At 71.8% G+C, this 16,769-nt stretch carries 14 protein-coding genes; 8 read left to right on the top strand and 6 right to left on the bottom strand.

The window, feature by feature from the left end:
- Positions 1-262: 262 nt before the first annotated feature.
- Both radA and disA read left to right on the top strand, forming a co-directional pair.
- The gene (radA, locus tag ACZ6R9_RS01945; protein WP_380484242.1) at positions 263-1,783 is read left to right on the top strand and encodes a DNA repair protein RadA; all 1,521 of its coding nucleotides are present in this window, start codon (positions 263-265) and stop codon (positions 1,781-1,783) included.
- Positions 1,784-1,905: 122 nt separating this feature from the next.
- Entirely contained in the window at positions 1,906-3,012 is a 1,107-nt protein-coding gene (disA, locus tag ACZ6R9_RS01940; protein ID WP_380484244.1) for a DNA integrity scanning diadenylate cyclase DisA, read from the top strand.
- Positions 3,013-3,019: 7 nt separating this feature from the next.
- Here disA and ACZ6R9_RS01935 read toward each other — a convergent pair whose 3' ends face one another.
- Positions 3,020-3,622 carry an ArsR/SmtB family transcription factor gene (locus ACZ6R9_RS01935; protein ID WP_465535853.1) on the bottom strand — a complete coding sequence of 201 codons (603 nt, stop codon included), beginning with the start codon at positions 3,620-3,622 and terminating at the stop codon, positions 3,020-3,022.
- Between the two features lie 103 nt (positions 3,623-3,725).
- On the opposite strand from ACZ6R9_RS01935, the gene ACZ6R9_RS01930 reads away from it, so the two are divergent.
- Positions 3,726-4,976 carry an MFS transporter gene (locus ACZ6R9_RS01930; protein WP_465535851.1) on the top strand — a complete coding sequence of 417 codons (1,251 nt, stop codon included), beginning with the start codon at positions 3,726-3,728 and terminating at the stop codon, positions 4,974-4,976.
- Between the two features lie 14 nt (positions 4,977-4,990).
- Here ACZ6R9_RS01930 and ACZ6R9_RS01925 read toward each other — a convergent pair whose 3' ends face one another.
- The gene (locus ACZ6R9_RS01925) at positions 4,991-5,695 is read right to left on the bottom strand and encodes an NAD(P)-dependent oxidoreductase (protein ID WP_380484251.1); all 705 of its coding nucleotides are present in this window, start codon (positions 5,693-5,695) and stop codon (positions 4,991-4,993) included.
- Between the two features lie 114 nt (positions 5,696-5,809).
- Between ACZ6R9_RS01925 and ACZ6R9_RS01920 the strand changes: the two genes are divergently transcribed.
- Complete coding sequence (locus ACZ6R9_RS01920) at positions 5,810-6,520, top strand: TetR/AcrR family transcriptional regulator (protein WP_465535848.1); 711 nt, start codon at positions 5,810-5,812, stop codon at positions 6,518-6,520.
- A 27-nt stretch (positions 6,521-6,547) separates the two neighbouring features.
- Here the strand turns inward: ACZ6R9_RS01920 and ACZ6R9_RS01915 are convergent, their stop codons facing one another.
- Positions 6,548-7,411, bottom strand: coding sequence for a hypothetical protein (locus tag ACZ6R9_RS01915; protein WP_465535846.1), 864 nt, complete (start codon positions 7,409-7,411; stop codon positions 6,548-6,550).
- A 133-nt stretch (positions 7,412-7,544) separates the two neighbouring features.
- Here ACZ6R9_RS01915 and ACZ6R9_RS01910 point away from each other — a divergent pair, with 133 nt between their 5' ends.
- Positions 7,545-8,288 (top strand): rhomboid family intramembrane serine protease, encoded by a 744-nt coding sequence (locus tag ACZ6R9_RS01910; RefSeq protein WP_380484257.1) that lies wholly within the window; start codon positions 7,545-7,547, stop codon positions 8,286-8,288.
- 35 nt (positions 8,289-8,323) lie between these two features.
- On the top strand, positions 8,324-9,229 hold the full coding sequence (locus ACZ6R9_RS01905) for an HhH-GPD family protein (protein WP_465535844.1): 906 nt from the start codon (positions 8,324-8,326) through the stop codon (positions 9,227-9,229).
- Between the two features lie 57 nt (positions 9,230-9,286).
- Here the strand turns inward: ACZ6R9_RS01905 and ACZ6R9_RS01900 are convergent, their stop codons facing one another.
- The gene (locus ACZ6R9_RS01900) at positions 9,287-10,906 is read right to left on the bottom strand and encodes an MDR family MFS transporter (protein ID WP_465535842.1); all 1,620 of its coding nucleotides are present in this window, start codon (positions 10,904-10,906) and stop codon (positions 9,287-9,289) included.
- A gap of 208 nt (positions 10,907-11,114) precedes the next feature.
- Between ACZ6R9_RS01900 and ACZ6R9_RS01895 the strand changes: the two genes are divergently transcribed.
- Entirely contained in the window at positions 11,115-11,723 is a 609-nt protein-coding gene (locus tag ACZ6R9_RS01895; RefSeq protein ID WP_380484263.1) for a TetR/AcrR family transcriptional regulator, read from the top strand.
- Positions 11,724-11,760: 37 nt separating this feature from the next.
- On the opposite strand, the gene ACZ6R9_RS01890 is transcribed toward ACZ6R9_RS01895, so the two are convergent.
- A complete protein-coding gene (locus tag ACZ6R9_RS01890) occupies positions 11,761-12,753 on the bottom strand; it encodes a M23 family metallopeptidase (RefSeq protein WP_465535839.1) in 993 nt (330 codons plus the stop codon).
- Positions 12,754-13,092: 339 nt separating this feature from the next.
- Between ACZ6R9_RS01890 and ACZ6R9_RS01885 the strand changes: the two genes are divergently transcribed.
- On the top strand, positions 13,093-14,202 hold the full coding sequence (locus ACZ6R9_RS01885) for a threonine aldolase family protein (RefSeq protein WP_380484267.1): 1,110 nt from the start codon (positions 13,093-13,095) through the stop codon (positions 14,200-14,202).
- Positions 14,203-14,296: 94 nt separating this feature from the next.
- On the opposite strand, the gene ACZ6R9_RS01880 is transcribed toward ACZ6R9_RS01885, so the two are convergent.
- Positions 14,297-16,630: an immune inhibitor A domain-containing protein gene (locus tag ACZ6R9_RS01880; protein ID WP_380484489.1), complete on the bottom strand. Its 2,334-nt coding sequence runs from the start codon at positions 16,628-16,630 to the stop codon at positions 14,297-14,299.
- Positions 16,631-16,769: the final 139 nt, after the last annotated feature.

Genomic DNA, 16,769 nt, shown 5'->3' with positions numbered 1-16,769 from the left:
GGCCGCTTGTCCTTCTTTCGGGTAACACCACCGCTCTCGTGTTCGCCCGGTTGACGCCGGCCGTTGACACCGCAGGTTGACGCCGCCCGCCGCCCGCCGCCCGCCGCCCGCCGCCCGCCGAACGCCGCCACCCACCGCCGCCCGCCGAACGCCGCCACCCACCGCCGCCCGCCGGACGCCGCCACCCACCGCCGCCCGCCGGACGCCGCCGCCCGCCGGGCACGGGCGGGTGCTGTCGGTGCGAGGCGCTACCGTGGCGCGCATGGCTGCCCGTACCAAGACCTCCGCCAAGCCGCGCCCGGCGTACCGCTGCACCGAGTGCGGCCACCAGCTGCCCAAGTGGGTCGGCCGCTGCCCCGAGTGCAACGCGTGGGGGACGGTCGAGGAGTACGGCGCGGTGCCGATCCGCACCACGGCGGCGGGCCCGGTCTCCGCGCCGGCCAAGCCGATCGCGCAGGTCGACGGCCAGGTGGCCACCGCCCGCTCCACCGGCGTGCCGGAGCTGGACCGGGTGCTCGGCGGCGGCCTGGTGCCAGGCGCCGTGGTGCTGCTGGCGGGCGAGCCGGGCGTCGGCAAGTCCACCCTGCTGCTGGACGTCGCGGCGAAGGCCGCCACCGACCGGCACCGCACCCTGTACGTCACCGGTGAGGAGTCCGCCGGGCAGGTCCGGCTGCGCGCCGACCGGATCAACGCGCTCTCCGAGCACCTGTACCTGGCCGCCGAGCAGGATCTCGGCGCGGTGCTCGGCCACATCGAGGCGGTCAACCCGGGCCTGCTGATCCTGGACTCGGTGCAGACCATCGCCTCCGCCGAACTCGACGGCGCCCCCGGCGGCCCCGCGCAGGTCCGCGAGGTGGCGGGCGCGCTGATCCGGGCGTCCAAGGAACGCGGCATGGCGACCCTGCTGGTCGGCCACGTCACCAAGGACGGCCAGATCGCCGGCCCCCGCCTGCTGGAGCACCTGGTGGACGTGGTGCTGTCCTTCGAGGGAGACCGGCACGCCCGGCTGCGGCTGATCCGCGGCGTGAAGAACCGCTACGGGGCGACCGACGAGGTCGGCTGCTTCGAGCTGCACGACGAGGGCATCGTGGGCCTCGCCGACCCGTCCGGCCTGTTCCTGACGCGCCGTGACAAGCCGGTGGCCGGCACCTGCCTGACCGTCACCCTGGAGGGCAAGCGGCCGCTGGTGGCCGAGGTGCAGGCGCTGATGGTCGACTCGCAGATCCCCTCGCCGCGGCGCACCACCTCGGGCCTGGAGTCGCCGCGGATCGCGATGATCCTGGCGGTGGTGGAGCGGCACGGCGGCGTGAAACTCGGCAAGCAGGACATCTACACCGCCACCGTCGGCGGCGTGAAGCTCACCGAGCCGTCGGCGGACCTGGCGATCGCCCTCGCGGTGGCGTCCTCCTCGACCGACACGCCGCTGCCGAACAACCTGGTGGCGATCGGCGAGGTCGGCCTGGCCGGCGAGGTGCGCAGGGTGACGGGCGTTCAGCGCCGGCTCGCCGAGGCGCACCGGCTCGGGTTCACGCACGCCCTGGTGCCGCCGGACCCGGGCAAGGTGCCGCCGGGCATGAAGGTGGTGGAGGTCTCCGACATCGGCGAGGCGCTGCGCGCGATCCCCGGCCGCCGCCCCCGTTCGAAGCCCCGTCAGGACGCCGCGCCGCAGGGCGTCCCGGCCGGCCGGGCCCCCGCCCGGGAGCGCGCCGCCGCGCCGGTTCCGGCGTACCCGGACGAGCTGATGGCGGGCTGGGAGCCGCTCGACTCGGACGAACTGGCCTGACCCTCGTCCCGCCGCTGCCGCACGCAGTTAGACTGCACCTGCTAATTGCCGTCAAGTGCAGTAATAACAGACAGACCGTCGGGCATCGTGGCCACACGGTCCGGGTCGGCCCAAGGAGTCACGTGGCAGCCATCGACCGGGCGGACAAGTCCCCCCGCGAGGAGGCCCTGCTGCGGGCTTCCCTGAGTGCGGTCGCGCCGGGCACGGCGCTGCGGGACGGGTTGGAGCGGGTGCTCCGGGCCAACACCGGAGGCCTGATCGTCCTCGGCTTCGACAAGAGCGTCGACGCGCTGTGCACCGGCGGTTTCGTGCTGGACGTCGAGTTCACCGCCACCCGGCTGCGCGAGCTGTGCAAGCTGGACGGCGCGGTGATCCTCGACAAGGACATCACCAAGATCCTGCGGGCCGGCGTGCACCTGATGCCGGACGCCAACATCCCCACCGACGAGACCGGCACCCGCCACCGCACCGCCGAGCGGGTCAACCGGCAGACCGGCTTCCCGGTGGTCGCGGTCTCGCACTCGATGCGGCTGATCGCCATGTATGTGAACGGCACCCGCCGGGTGCTGGAGGACTCCACCACCGTGCTGTCCCGCGCCAACCAGGCGCTGGCCACCCTGGAGCGCTACAAGCTGCGCCTCGACGAGGTGGCCGGCACGCTCTCCGCGCTGGAGATCGAGGACCTGGTCACCGTCCGGGACGTCTCGGCCGTGGTGCAGCGCCTGGAGATGGTCCGGCTGATCGCCGGCGAGATCGCCGGCTACGTGCTGGAACTCGGTACCGACGGCCGCCTTCTGTCGCTCCAGCTGGACGAGCTGATCGCCGGCGTCGAGCCGGAGCGCGAACTCGTGGTCCGCGACTACTTCCCGGACCGGGCCGCCAAGAAGGGCCGTACCGTCGCCGAGGTGCTGGACGACCTGGAGGCGCTCACCCACGCCGAGCTGCTGGACCTGCAGACCGTCGCCAAGGCGCTCGGCTACACCGGTACCCCCGAGTCGCTGGACTCCGCGGTCTCCCCGCGCGGCTACCGGCTGCTCGCCAAGGTGCCGCGGCTGCCGAACACCGTGATCGAGCGGCTGGTCGACCACTTCGGGGGCCTGCAGAAGCTGCTGGCCGCGTCCATCGACGACCTGCAGACCGTGGAGGGCGTCGGCGAGACCCGGGCCCGCTCGGTGCGCGAGGGGCTGTCCCGGCTCGCCGAGTCCTCCATCCTGGAACGCTACGTCTGAGCAGTCGTCAGTCCTTGGTGGGCAGGACGGCGTACATCAGCGCGAACAGGGTCACCTCGACCGCGTCGGGCTCGGCCGAGTCGTCCTCCGCGAACACCTCGTCCAGCAGCTCGTCCAGCCGGGAGCGCAGCCTGCGCAGCCGTTCCGGGGTGAGCCGGACGTTGGTGTGCGCGAACTTGTTCGGCAGCGGGTTGCCCTGGGCCGCCGGGGTCAGGTCGATCCGGCCGGCCAGGAAGTTGCGCCGGAAGTCGGCCCGCACCAGGTCCATCGTCGCCAGCACGGTGCCCAGCGCCTCCGGCGGCTGCTCGCCCTCCGCGAGGACCTGCGGCGAAAGCCGCAGTGACTGCTGCGCGGAGCGGTAGCGGCTCTCCACGATCCCGGACACCAGCCGGGTCTCCGCGACGTGCACCAGCCCGGTCTGCTCCAGCTGTTTGATGTGCCGGTAGAGCTTGGTCGGCGCCTCGTCCAGCTCGGCCGCGATCTCCTTCACCGACATCGGCTGCGGGTCCCGCTTCATCAGCGCACTGAGCACGGCCAGGCGCAGCGGGTCGGCCAGGGCCTTCAACGTCGCGACGTCGGTGACCTCGCGTTCCTTCATCTGATCAACCACGTTCACATTCAGCCACAGCGTTGGCCCTTGTGCAATCATTCGCGCCCGTGCAACCATTCACGCAGACGTGAATGGTTGCGCGATACGTGAACGGGGTGGAGTGATGACGGTGACCGAAAGCCCGACCAAGGCCGTGTCCGAGGCGGTGCCGCTGCGCCGCAACCGGCGGTTCCAGACGCTGTGGGCCGGCTCCGCGGCCGCGATGCTCGGCACCTGCGTCGCCGACACCGCGTACCCGCTGCTGCTGCTCGCCATGACCGGATCGCCCACCCTCGCCGGGGCGTTCGGTGCCGTCCAGTTCGGCGCGTCCGTGCTGTTCGGCCTGCACGGCGGCGCGGTCGCCGACCGGCACGACAAACGGCGGGTGTTGATCCTCGCCGACACCGTCCGGCTGGTCACCGCGCTCAGCGTGGCCGTCGCGCTGTTCACCCACCGGCTGACCGTCCCGCACACCCTGCTGGCCGCCGCCGCCATCGGCGCCACCATGGCCTACGGCGGCCCCGCCCGGATGCTCGCCCTGCGCGCCGTCGTCCCGCCCGAGCAGCTGCGCCAGGCGCTGTCCCAGGACGAACTGCGGGTCAACGGCGCGGCACTGGCCGGACCGCCACTGGCGGGCTTCCTGCTCGGCCTCGGCCGGGCCGTCCCCTTCCTCGCCACCGTGCTGGCCTCCGCGGCCGCGCTCGGCGCGTCGGTGGCCGTCCGCTTCGATCCCGAGCCGGCCGAGGGGCAGGCGGCGAGCGGCGGGAAGGAGAAGGGCGCGGTGTTCGCCGGGCTGCGGTACCTGTTCGCCGACCCGACGCTGCGTGCCACCGTGCTGGTCACCGTCGCGCTCAACCTGGCCGGCTCCGCGATGCTGCTGGCCGTCATGGTGCTGCTGCGCGACCACGGCACCTCCGAGGCCGGCACCGGCCTCGCCCTCACCGGCGAAGCCGTCGGTGGCCTGCTCGGCGCCCCGCTGGTCACCCGCCTGCACCGCACCCTCGCCCCCGGCGTGCTGCTGCTCGCCGTCGCCTGGACGGCCGCGCTGCTGTTCCTCGTCCCCGCCCTGGCCGGCGGCCCGGTGGTGGTGTTCGCCGCGCTCGCCGTGATGTCGCTGGGCGTGCCCGCCCTGCGCGTCATGCTCGACGTGCTGGTCTTCCAGCAGGTCCCCGAGGCGATGCGCGGCCGCGCGGTGGCCGCCACCATGACCCTGCTGATGGCCGGCCTGCCCGTCGGCACCATGACCGCGGGCCTGCTGCTCGACCGCCTCCCCGCCACCACCGTGCTGCCGCTGCTCGCCGCCCTGCTCGCCGGTGGCCTGCTCCCGCTCACCCTCGGCCGCTCGCTGCGCGGCACGAGCTGGCCGAAGGCGTGAGCTGCGGCTCCGGATCAGTACCCGGCGGTGAAGCGCCGCTGCACGTGACGGGGCAGTTCGGCCTCGTCGACCAGGACGATCGCGGCGTCCTCGGCGGAGATCCGGCTCTTGCCGTCGGCGTCCACGACGGGCTGGTCGCCGCCGAGGCGGAAGCGGCCGGTGCGCTCGCCGGGGCCGATCTGCTCGGCCGGGCTGAAGTACGTCCACAGCCGGTTGGAGGTGCGCAGCACGTCGAGCGCGTCCCGGTGGCCGCGGACGGCGGCGGCGTACTCGCGAGGCAGGCCGAGCTCGTCGAGCAGGGAATGCAGCAGCTCGTCGTGGTCGGCACGCACCACGCCCGGCTCCTGTTCCAGGCTGCCCGCCCCGCCGATCACGATCAGCCGGACCCGCGGGCGCGAGTCCAGTGCGGTGAGCAGCGAGCGGGCGGCCCGCGCGTAGACGCCCGGGTCGGCGATCGAGCGCCGGACGGTGTCGTGGAAGTCGAGCGAGGCGTTCCCCGGCTGGAAGCCGCTGATCAGCACGTCCAGCCCGGGCGGCAGCGCGGCGGCGACGCTCTCCGGGTCCAGGACGTCGATGCTCGCCCAGTCGAGGTTCTCCCGCCGGTCGGTGATCGCGGACGCGTCCCGGCTGAACGCCGTGACCCGGTGCCCGCGTCCGAGGGCTTCGGTGACGATCCGGCTGCCGATGGTGCCGGTGGCTCCGATGACGCCGATGTGCATGGTTCTCCCCTGATCTCATGCCTGCGGACAGCCGAGCGCTGCACGCCGTGCAGTGACTATACGGCGTGAAGTTTCTGCACGGCAATCAGAGCGGTGACGCTGTAGATTCGACCCGTGGCAGCCACCCCCAGCACCGGACGGCGCGAACGACTGCGCGCCGAGACCACCGCCGAGATCAAGCGCACCGCCCTGGAGCTGATGCGCTCCGGCGGCCCCGACGCGATCACCCTGCGGGCGATCGCCCGCGAGATGGGCATGACCGCGAACGCCATCTACGGCTACTTCGCGACCCGCGACGACCTGGTCACCGCCCTGATCTCCGACGTCTACACCGCGCTGGCCGACGCCGTGGACGCCGCCTGGGCCGACTCCGCGGCGGACACCCCGGCAGCGCGGATCCAGGCCTGGGCGGGCGCGTTCCGGGCCTGGGCACTGGCCAACCCCGAGGGCTTCCGGCTGGTCTACGGCGACCCCGTCCCCGGCTACCGGGCCCCCGAGGGCGGCGCCGCACCGGACGCCGCCCGCCGGGTCTGCGTCGGCATCGCGGCGCTCGCCGACGCCGCCTGGGCGCACGCCGAACCCGCGCACGGCGGCGCGGACTTCGACTGGGACGACTTCGACACCGGCCTGCTCGACAAGGTCCGCCCGGCCTTCCCCGCGCTGCCCCCGGCCGGCGTGGCCCTGGCCCTGCGGATCTGGGGCCACCTGCACGGCCTGGTCGCGCTGGAGGTCTACGGGCACCTGGGCGCGCAGACGACCTCGCCGGAGAAGCTGTTCCGGGTCGAACTCGCCCAGCTGGTCAGGTCCTTGGGCCTGTCAGGCTGAGCCGTCAGCCCTCCAGGCGGACCGCCGTCAGCCCTCCAGGCGGACCGAGGTGCGGGCCGACAGCGGGCCGCCGGCCGGGCCGGTCAGGTCGGCCTGGACCAGGTAGTTGCCGGGCTGGGCCGGCGTCGGGTCGGCGCTGGCGCACTGCGGCTTGGAGCGGCCGCGGTCCCAGCCGAAGGTCTCGGTGACACCGCTGTTGCCGGCGATCTGCGCCCAGGCGTCGACCTTCTCCGGGACGCAGTCGGCGGACGACCAGATCCGCTCATTGGTGCTGGAGGTGATGGTGAGCGCCGAGTTCTCGCGCGAGAGGTTGACCCGGCAGCCGGAGCCCGAGGAGTTGCGAATGGTCAGGGCGAGGCGCGGCTTGTCCTTGGCGGCGAAGGAGTTCTGCGCGGGGGCCAGCTCCAGCGACAGCTGAGAGGTGGCACAGACCGGGAGGGCCATCACCTCGGGCGTGTTGACGGCCGGCGAGGGGCCGGGCGAGGCGGCGCGCCCGCCGCTGCCGCCGGAGCCGTTCGAACTGCTGCCACCGCCGTTGCCCGTACCACCGCCGTTGCCGGAACCGCCGTTACTGCCCGAGCCGCCGCTGCCGCCGCCCGTCACGTTCAGCTCGCCGGCCGCGCCGCCGCCCGAGCCGCCGCCGTTGCCGCCGGGGCGGGTGGTGATGGCGGGGCCGCTGGGGGAGGCGCCGGGGGTGATGGACTGGGCGGGCGCGGGCTGTGCACCGGTGGCTTCGGAGGCCTTCTTCTGCTTCTCGCCGTCCCCGCCGGTGCCGAACGCGAGCCAGCCGACCAGCAGCAGAACGACGGCGAGGACAGCGAGGACCACGACGCGGCGCCGCCAGTAGATCGAGGCGGGCAGCGGTCCGACGGGCTGGCGCAGAGAAGGCACGGGCAAACTCTACGAGACCTTGTGCGTCTGTTGACGCATCAACACCGCAGCAGAGGCACTTCTTTCACATGATCCGCCATTTGCTCCGGTCGGGGGACTCGACACGACGGTGCGCCGCCCTATAGTCGCCCTCATGGCCTCCCCGCACGACTCCGCTCCCGGCACCGCGACCCTCGACCCCGCGCAGCTGATCGCCGAGGCGCGCAGGGCCTTCTTCACCATGTTCGGCTTCCTCTGCCTGATCTGGATCGTGCAGGTGGCGAACTGGGCGATGGACGAGCAGATCGCCCTGCAGCACGGCATCCGCTCGCACCAGCTGGACAGCCTGCCGAACCTGCTGACCGCGCCGTTCCTGCACCTGAACTGGCAGCACCTGGAAGGCAATTCGGGCCCGCTGTTCGTGTTCGGCTTCCTCGCCGCCTACCGCGGGGTGCGCAAGTTCCTCGCCCTGACGGCGCTGCTGGTGGTGACCAGCGGCATGGCGGTCTGGCTGTTCGAGCGGGACGACGTGGTGACCGTCGGCGCCAGCGGAGTGATCTTCGGGTACTTCGGCTACGTGGTGCTGCGCGGCCTGTTCGACCGCAACCTGATCGACACGCTGATCGGCCTGGTGATGGGCGCGTCCTTCGCGTACCTGCTGACCACGGCGATCCCGGGCACCCCCGGGGTGTCCTGGCTCGGGCACCTGGGCGGCCTGGTCGGCGGTCTGGCCGGCGCCTGGATATTCCGGGCGCGGGAGCCGAAGCGGACGGCGGCTCCCGCCGCAGGCGCCGTACCGGCCGTCGGTCCGGCCTCCGTTCCGGCCGCCGGCCCCTCCACCGCTCCCGCCGGTTCGCGGGCCGACCTGCTGAAGGAGCTGGACGACCTGGGGCTTTAAGCCCGCGCGGCACCTCGTGGCAGGATCGAGGGGCCATGGTTGCCACTGCTTCGACTCTCGCCCCCGTCGCCGTACAGGCGCTGCACTCCACCGTCATCGGCTGGTACGAGGCCCACGCCCGCGATCTGCCCTGGCGGACCCCGGACGCCTCGCCCTGGGCGGTGATGGTCAGCGAGTTCATGCTCCAGCAGACGCCCGTGAAGCGGGTGCTGCCCGCATACGCGGCCTGGCTGGAGCGCTGGCCCACCCCCGCCGACCTGGCCGCGGACGCGCCCGGCGAGGCGGTCCGGATGTGGGGCCGGCTCGGCTACCCGCGTCGCGCGCTGCGGCTGCACGCGGCGGCCACCGCGATCACCGAGCAGCACGACGGCGTGGTGCCGGACGACCACGCGGCGCTGCTGGCCCTGCCCGGGGTGGGCGAGTACACGGCGGCCGCGGTCGCCTCGTTCGCGTTCCGGCAGCGCCACGCGGTGCTGGACACCAACGTGCGCCGGGTGTTCGCCCGCGCCGTCACCGGCGTCGAGTACCCGGCGAACGCCACCACCGCCGCCGAGCGCCGCACCGCGCACGAGCTGCTGCCGGCCGGTGACGAGCGGGCCGCGACCTGGGCGGTCGCGGTGATGGAGCTGGGCGCCCTGGTGTGCACGGCGCGCGGCCCCGAGTGCGGAGGCTGCCCGCTGCTGGCCGAGTGCGCCTGGCAGCGGGCCGGCTGCCCGCCGTACCAGGGCCCGGCCCGGCGCGGCCAGACCTACGAGGGCACCGACCGGCAGGTGCGCGGCAAGCTGCTGGCGGTGCTGCGGGACGCCCACGGCCTGGTCACCCAGGGCCAGCTGGACGTGGTGTGGCCGGACGCGATCCAGCGCGCCCGGGCCCTGGACGGCCTGGTCGCCGACGGCCTGGTGGAGCCGGTCGGCCCCGGCACCTACCGGCTGCCCCAGTAGACGCGAAACGGCCCGGGACCAGTCGGTCCCGGGCCGTCCCTCAGGCCTCGCGGGCCGTCACATCGCGCCTTCCAGCGCGGCCTCGGCCTTCGCCTCGGCGGCGTCCGCGCCACCGCGCAGCTTGACCTCGCGGAGGAACAGCGCGGCGACGACGGCGACCAGGCTGATCACCGCGCCCCACAGGAAGACGGTGTGCATGCCGTTGGAGATGCCGTGCTGGTAGGCGTTCAGCACGTCGGGCGGCAGCTTGCTCAGGGTGGCCGGGTTCATCGCCGACATGCCCTCGCCGCCGCCGCCGGCCTGCTGCATGTGCTGCAGGACCTCCGGCGGGAGCTTCGCGACGCTCTTGTTGACCTGGTTGATGTACAGGGTGCCGAACAGGGCCACACCGAAGGAGCCGCCGATGGTGCGGAACAGCGTGGCGGAGGACGAGGCGACGCCCATGTCCTTCATCTCCACGCTGTTCTGCGCGACCAGCATGGTGACCTGCATCAGGAAGCCCATGCCGGCGCCGAGCACCACCATGTAGCAGGACGAGGCGAAGCTGGAGGTGTCCACGGACAGGGTGGACAGCAGCAGCGAGCCGCCGCCCATCACCACGGTGCCGATGATCGGGTAGATCCGGTACTTGCCGGTCTTGGTGATGGCCTGGCCGACCACCAGCGAGATCACCAGCATGCCGAACATCATCGGCATCAGCAGCAGGCCGGAGTTGGTCGCCGAGGCGCCCTGGACGATCTGCTGGTAGGTGGGCAGGAAGGTGACCGCGCCGAACATCGCGAAACCGACGATGAAGCCGATGATCGAGACCATGGTGAAGTTGCGGTTGCGGAACAGCCCCAGCGGGATGATCGGCTCGGCGACCCGCTGCTCGACGTAGCAGAAGCCGATCAGCGAGGCGACGGACAGCGCGCCCAGGCCGAGGATCTGCTTGGAGCTCCAGGCGTACTCGTGGCCGCCCCAAGTGGTGATCAGCACCATCGAGACGATGCCGATGGTGAGCAGCGCCGCGCCGAGATAGTCGATCTTGGCGTTGGAGCGGATCTTGGGCAGCTTCAGCACCACGACGATGAAGATCAGCGCGATCGCGCCCAGCGGAAGGTTGACGTAGAACGTCCAGCGCCAGTTCAGGTGGTCGGTGATGAAGCCGCCGATCAGCGGGCCGCCGATGGTGGCCAGCGCCATGACGGCGGCGAACATGCCCTGGTACTTGCCGCGGTCACGGGGAAGCACCAGCGCACCCATGATCGACATCACGCCGACCATCAGACCGCCGGCGCCCAGGCCCTGGACGGCGCGGAAGGCGATCAGCTGGGTCATGCTCTGCGACATGCCGGACAGCGCCGAGCCGAGCAGGAAGATCGCGATCGAGACCAGGAACGAGCCCTTGCGGCCGTACAGGTCGCCGACCTTGCCCCAGATCGGGGTGGAGGCGGCGGTCGCCAGGGTGTACGCCGTGACCACCCAGGACATGTGCTCGGCGCCGTTCAGCTCGCCGACGATGGTGGGCATCGCGGTGCCGACGATCAGGTTGTCGAGCATGGCGAGCAGCATGGTGATCACCAGGCCGATCATCACCAGGCGCACCTCGCGGTGCGGCCGCTGCTCGAATCCGTCGTCCTTCCCGAGGACGACGATCGGCTCCTCCGGAGCCGCCTCGGACTGCTGGGTTGTCATGGTGCGTCTCTCCCGGGGCGCAGGTGCCGCGGTGCTGTCCGCGACGGAACTTACTTGACGACCGGCTAGTTAATCGCCGTTCGGCACGGTAAGTTGTTCCCTAGCCGGTCGTCAAGCCAGTTTCGAAGCAGCCCCCCTGGGCAGGGAGAATGCGACCAAGAACCGGACCTTGACACCCGTCCGCACTTCACGAGGCAGGCCGCCAGCGATGACCACTCCCCAGAGCCCCCGCAGCGACACCAGAGCGCGGATCATCGACGTGGCACTGGAGTTGTTCGCCGAGCACGGCTACGAGAAGACCTCGCTGCGCGAGATCGCCGACCGCCTCGGCGTCACCAAGGCCGCCCTGTACTACCACTTCAAGACCAAGGACGACATCGTCCGCGGCATCGTCGAGAAGATGGCCGCCCCGCTGGACGACGCCATCGCGTTCGGCGAGGGCAAGGACTGGTCACCCGAACTGCGCGACGAACTGATCCGCCGGTTCGCCGCCGGCATGGGCGAGCGGGCGCCGCTGCTGCGCTTCTTCCACGAGAACCAGCCCGCGCTGCGGGAGTCCGCGGCCGGGCTGGCGTTCAAGGAGCGGATGATCAAGATGATCACCCTGCTGCACGGGCCGGAGCCGAGCTTCCGCGACAAGCTGCGCGCCACCGTCGCGCTGACGTCCATGCACTCGGCGATGTTCCTGCTCAAGGCCGACCTGTGCGAGCCCGGCCAGGAGCGCACCGGCCCGGTCACCGGCCTGGACGAGGCGATGGAGGCGGCCCTGGAGGTCGCCCTGGAGGTCGCCGCACACATCGAGCCGCCCACGCACTGACGCGGACGGCTCGACGGGGCAGGGCCCGGGTGGCGGATCAGAAGTTGTTCGCGCCGTGGCCCTTCAGGTAGCCGATCGGGTCGGTCACCTTCGCGTACTGGTTGACGGTACGGATCTCGAAGTGCAGGTGCGGACCGGTCGAGTTGCCGGTGTTGCCGGACTTGCCGATCCGGTCGCCCGCGTTCACGTGCTGCCCGGCCTTCACCTCCAGCTGCGACAGGTGCGCGTACTGGGCGAAGCGGCCGTCGGCCAGCTTCAGCACGACCTGGTTGCCGTACGCGCCGGCCCAGCCGGACGACACCACGGTCGAGTTGCCGACCGCCAGCAGCGGGGTTCCCACGGAGACCGCGAAGTCGGTGCCGGTGTGGTAGCCGGCCGCGTACGACGGGTTGGTCTTGTGGTACGGGTTGCTGATCCGAGCGCCCGGGGCGGGGGAGGACCAGTCCATCTTGACCGGCTCGGGCGCGGGTGCCGGCGCGGGCGCGGGAGCCGGCTCGGGTGCCGGAGCGGGCGCGGGAGCCGGCGCGGGCGCCGGGGCGGGGGCGGGAGCCGGGGCCGGCTGCTCGGCGGGAGCGGGCTGCTCGGCCGGGCCGGCGGGCTGCTCGGCCGGCTGCGCCTGGTCCTGGTGCTCGCTCGGGGCGTGCTCGACGGCCGGGTGCCCGTCGGCGGGGTGCTCGTCCGCCTGCTTCGCCAGGTGCTCCAGGTTGGCGGCGACCTTGGCCATCGGGCTGCTGTCGTCCTGGTGGCGAGCCGGAGCGGACAGCTCCAGGTCGCCGCTCTCCAGGTGGGTGTCCGCCGCGGCGAACGGGGAGCTGCCCAGGGCGGCCGGGACGGTCTGCGCGGAGGCGTGTCCGGCAGGGATCAGCACGGCGCCGAAGGCGGCCACAGCGGCGCCGGCGACGACCGCCTTGGTGGGGGTTCGGCGGGCCGGGGCCGCAGCGGCGGCAGCGCCGGAACCGGTGATGGCGTGGATGTGGCGGGTGCTGATCGCCTGGAGAATCCGGCGGCCGGTGGCGGGGAAAGAACGCATCGGGAGTCGGTACCTCACGGACGGGGCCAGAGCGGGGCCGAGCCGGGGGGCTCGCCGAACTGGTGGAACGACTCCGGTGTAAACGACCCCCCGGGGCAGGCCCAAGCGTGTGACGTACGACGGCGGGTAGTGGACGAAGCTCACGGAATACCGACCCGGAGCCTCCCGCGAACCGGCATATTCGCCCTCGAACCTCCTACTTCCGGTCGTAGGTCGCCGAGGCCCTGTGACCAGCGCCACCGGGAAGCGGCCGGTTTGACCCCGGAGCGCCCCGGGTAGAACCGGCTTTCGAACCAGCTGCGCCATCCGATCCACCCAGCCGTCGGAGATGATCAGCTGATGAATGACACCCCGGTGCAGGACCGCCGCTTCACCGCCCGCCGCCAGGCCCACCGCCTGCTGTCCGGCGGCCGCCCGCAGACCGTCCGCGAATCCCTCGCCGAGCTCGCCGCACTGGCCGACGGCCCCTACCCGCTGGACGAGCCCACCGACCTGTACGGCAACGGCATCGTCCGCACCCTGGAGCGCCGCACCGCCGAGCTGCTCGGCAAACCCGACGCCGCCTACTTCCCCACCGGCACGATGGCCCAGCAGGCCGCCCTGAAGACCTGGGCCGACACCCACGGCCCGGTGGTCGCGATGCACCCGCTCGCCCACCCCGAGGTGCACGAGCGCCGCGCCCACCAGGTGCTCAGCGGCCTGCGCTCCGTCCCGCAGGCCACCGGCCGGCAGCAGCCCACCGCCGCGGACCTGGCCGCCCTGGACGAGCCGTTCGACGTCCTGATGCTGGAACTCCCGCTGCGCGACGCCGGCTTCCTGCTGCCCAGCTGGGAGGAGCTGTCCGCGCTGTACGACTTCGCCGCCGACCGCGGCCTGCCGGTCCACCTGGACGGCGCCCGGCTGTGGGAGTCCGCCCCGCACCTGGGCCGGAGCCTGCCGGAGATCTGCGCCCGCGCCGGGTCGGTGTACGTCTCCTGCTACAAGTCGCTGGGCGGGCACAGCGGCGCGCTGGTCGCCGGCGAGGAGGAGTTCGTCCGCCGGATCAAGGTCTGGCGGCACCGCTACGGCGGCAAGCTGTGGCAGCAGTGGCCCGCGGTGCTGTCCGCGCTGGCCGGCCTGGACCGCGAGCTGCCCCGGCTGCCCGACTACGTGGCGCACGCCAAGGTGATCGCCGCCGCGCTCGCCGAGACCCCCGGCGCCCGGATCAACCCGGAGCCGCCGCACACCCACCAGTTCCAGCTCTGGCTGCCGTACCCGGCCGAGCGGCTGGTCGAGGCCGGCCACCGGCAGGCCGAGGAACAGGGCGTGTCGCTGTTCGGCGGCTGGTGGGAGCCCGGCCCGCAGCCCGGCGTGGCGCTGACCGAGGTGACGGTGGCCGCCGCCGCCCTGGAGTGGAGCGCCGAGGAGGTCAGCGCGGCGATGGCGGGTTTCCTCGCGCTGCTCCGATAGCCGAGGAGTTCAGGAACGGCGAAGAGCCCCGGCGGTCCGAAAACCGCCGGGGCCCTTCGTTCAGTACTGCCGTTCAGCCGTGCTCAGGCAAGCGTCACTTGGAGCGCTTGACCTGGATCAGGGCCTCCAGCTCGTTGTGCGACTGCCACAGCACCTGGATCTGGGTACCGGTGTTCGGCACCTGGACGGAGCTGTACTTGTTCGATGCGTCCCAGTAGCTGTTGGTGCGGTCGTTGAAGACCGTCACGCCGCGCTCGCTGGGGATCTTGGTGAGCGCGTCGGCCTTGTGCAGCTGCAGGCCGGTGGTGCGCTCGAAGCGGAAGGTGGAGTCGTACGCCTGGAAGCGCGGACGCATCAGGCTGCCGTCGTTCCACTTCAGCGGGGCCGGGTGGGCGTCGATCGGGAGGATCAGACCCTGGCCGGGGTGGTTGGCCACGTTGTTGTCCGACTGCGAGGAGTCCCACAGCCAGATCAGGATGCCGTTCTGGTTGGCGTAGTGCTCGACCCAGTCGGGGCGGGCGGCCGAACCGAAGTTGTACGGGCCGGTCTTCAGCGTGGTGTCGAAGGACACGTACTGGCGGTTCTCGACCAGGTAGTGCTGGTCGTAGTCCTTGTTGAACTTGCCGGAGATCCGGGAGAAGCCCGACGCGGTCCAGCCGTTGTCACCGTTCTCGGCACCATCGGTGAAGATGGCCGCACCGTTCGCGGTCACCGCGATCTCGTCCAGGGCCAGGCCCTTCATGTGGACGCCCGGGTCGGTGGTGTTGTGGAAGCGGACCTTGATCGCCTTGCCGGCGTACGCGTCCAGCGAGAACGCCAGGTCGCCCCAGCCGGCCGAGTTGCCGGTGATGGAGTTCTCCGGCAGCGCCTTGCCGTTGAAGGTGCCGGCCAGCGAGGACCAGTTCTTGCCGCCGTCGGTGGACACCTCGGCGTACGCGAAGTCGTAGTCCTGCTCCAGGTCGTACCAGGCCTTCGCGGTGAGCGAGGCCGAGGTCTTCCCGGTGAGGTCGACGTCACGGGTCAGGGCGACGTTCAGGTTGTCGGCGCTGCCGCTCCACCACTCGTTGCCACCCGCGAACGGGGTGTTGATCTCGGTGGTGACGGTCTTCGCCGGCAGGTCGACGATCAGACCCTGCTTGCGCTTGTTGTTGTACTCGGCCGGGCCGAGCAGGCTGACGGCGTTCTTGCCGGCCTTGGCGGTGTCGTAGTCCAGCCAGCCCAGCTTCAGCTTCGACCAGATGTCCAGGTCGTTCGGCATGTCGCCGATCTCGTTGCGGCCCTCGCCCAGCCAGGAACCCGAGGACATCAGGGACCAGAAGCCGACCGAGTTGTCGATGCCGGTGCCGGAGGTGTCGTACAGGTCCGGCAGGCCCAGGTCGTGGCCGTACTCGTGGGCGAACACGCCCAGGCCGCCGTTCTCCGGCTGCATGGTGTAGTCGCCGACCCACAGGCCGGTGCCGCCGATCGGGGTGCCGCCGAGCTTGTTGTTCTCCGGACCGGTCTTGCCGGCCTGGTTGGCGTACACGTACGAGCGGTGCGCCCACAGGGCGTCGGTGCCCTGGACGCCGCCGCCGGCCGACTGGTCCTCACCGGCGTGGACGATCTGGAAGTGGTCCAGGTAGCCATCCGGCTCGTTGAAGTTGCCGTTGCCGTTGAAGTCGTAACGGTCCCACTGGTCGTACTGCGCCAGGTCGGCCTTGATGTCCGCGTCGGTGCGGCCCTTGGCCTTCTGGTCGGCGACCCAGGCGTTGATGCCGTCGCGGATCAGGTCCTGCGCGTTGGCGCAGACGTGCTGGCCGCAGTAGTCCGAGCCGTAGCGGGCCTCGTTCCACGGGACCCGCACCCAGTCGGTGACCAGGCCGTCGACCGAGTAGCGGCCCGAGGACTGCTTCTCGTAGTAGGTCTTCAGCGACGGCTTGTTCGCCGCGAAGTACAGGTCCTGGTAGTGGGCCTGGTTGTAGTCCGCCTGCCAGGCAGTGGAGTTGTCCTTGGTGCGGTCCGGGGAGGCGATCTGGTTGTGCGCCGGGCCGGGGGTGCCGCCGTACTTCACCTTGCCGTCGGGGGTCTTGGTGGTGCTGTCCACCTGGTCGCCGAAGTCGACCAGGATGGTGAAGATCCGGTCGGTGCGCTCACGGGAGAGCTCGACGTACTTGTCGCGGCCCAGCTTGACCGCGCTGCTGCTGCCGTGCTTCTCGACCTTCGCGGTGCCGTTGACCAGCTGCTCTATCGCGGCCTTCTGCTCGGCCTGCACCTTGTCGGTCAGCGGGCTCTGCAGCTCGCGCGGCACCGTGTCGTTCTGAATGGCGTCGGCCGGGTCCTTGGCGACCGGCGTCGCCGGGGCGGCGGTGGCCGTACCCGGCAGCATGCCGACGCCGAGCGCGGCGGTCACCGCGATGGCGGCGGAGGCCGCGGCGACCTTCTTGGTCATCTTCAACGTGGGACGTCCTCCCCTTACCGGTGCGGCTGATGGCCGAGCCGGTGAACCAATGCAAGACAGGTGGACGACATTGGACCCAAGGTCGGGTAAAAAAGAAAGACCTTGACCGTGCCATGGCCACGCCGCTATG

The sequence above is a fragment of the Kitasatospora sp. NPDC048662 genome (assembly GCF_055587065.1).
Note: the sequence above shows the minus strand (reverse complement) of the source record. Positions and strands in the feature narration are given on the sequence as shown.

Coding starts and splice junctions, on each gene's coding strand:
- ACZ6R9_RS01910 (WP_380484257.1), top strand. CDS start 7,545: ATGGCCTCCCCGCACGACTCCGCTCCCGGCACCGCGACCCTCGACCCC.
- ACZ6R9_RS01880 (WP_380484489.1), bottom strand. CDS start 16,630: ATGACCAAGAAGGTCGCCGCGGCCTCCGCCGCCATCGCGGTGACCGCC.
- ACZ6R9_RS01905 (WP_465535844.1), top strand. CDS start 8,324: ATGGTTGCCACTGCTTCGACTCTCGCCCCCGTCGCCGTACAGGCGCTG.
- radA (WP_380484242.1), top strand. CDS start 263: ATGGCTGCCCGTACCAAGACCTCCGCCAAGCCGCGCCCGGCGTACCGC.
- ACZ6R9_RS01900 (WP_465535842.1), bottom strand. CDS start 10,906: ATGACAACCCAGCAGTCCGAGGCGGCTCCGGAGGAGCCGATCGTCGTC.
- ACZ6R9_RS01895 (WP_380484263.1), top strand. CDS start 11,115: ATGACCACTCCCCAGAGCCCCCGCAGCGACACCAGAGCGCGGATCATC.
- ACZ6R9_RS01885 (WP_380484267.1), top strand. CDS start 13,093: ATGAATGACACCCCGGTGCAGGACCGCCGCTTCACCGCCCGCCGCCAG.
- ACZ6R9_RS01890 (WP_465535839.1), bottom strand. CDS start 12,753: ATGCGTTCTTTCCCCGCCACCGGCCGCCGGATTCTCCAGGCGATCAGC.
- ACZ6R9_RS01925 (WP_380484251.1), bottom strand. CDS start 5,695: ATGCACATCGGCGTCATCGGAGCCACCGGCACCATCGGCAGCCGGATC.
- ACZ6R9_RS01930 (WP_465535851.1), top strand. CDS start 3,726: ATGACGGTGACCGAAAGCCCGACCAAGGCCGTGTCCGAGGCGGTGCCG.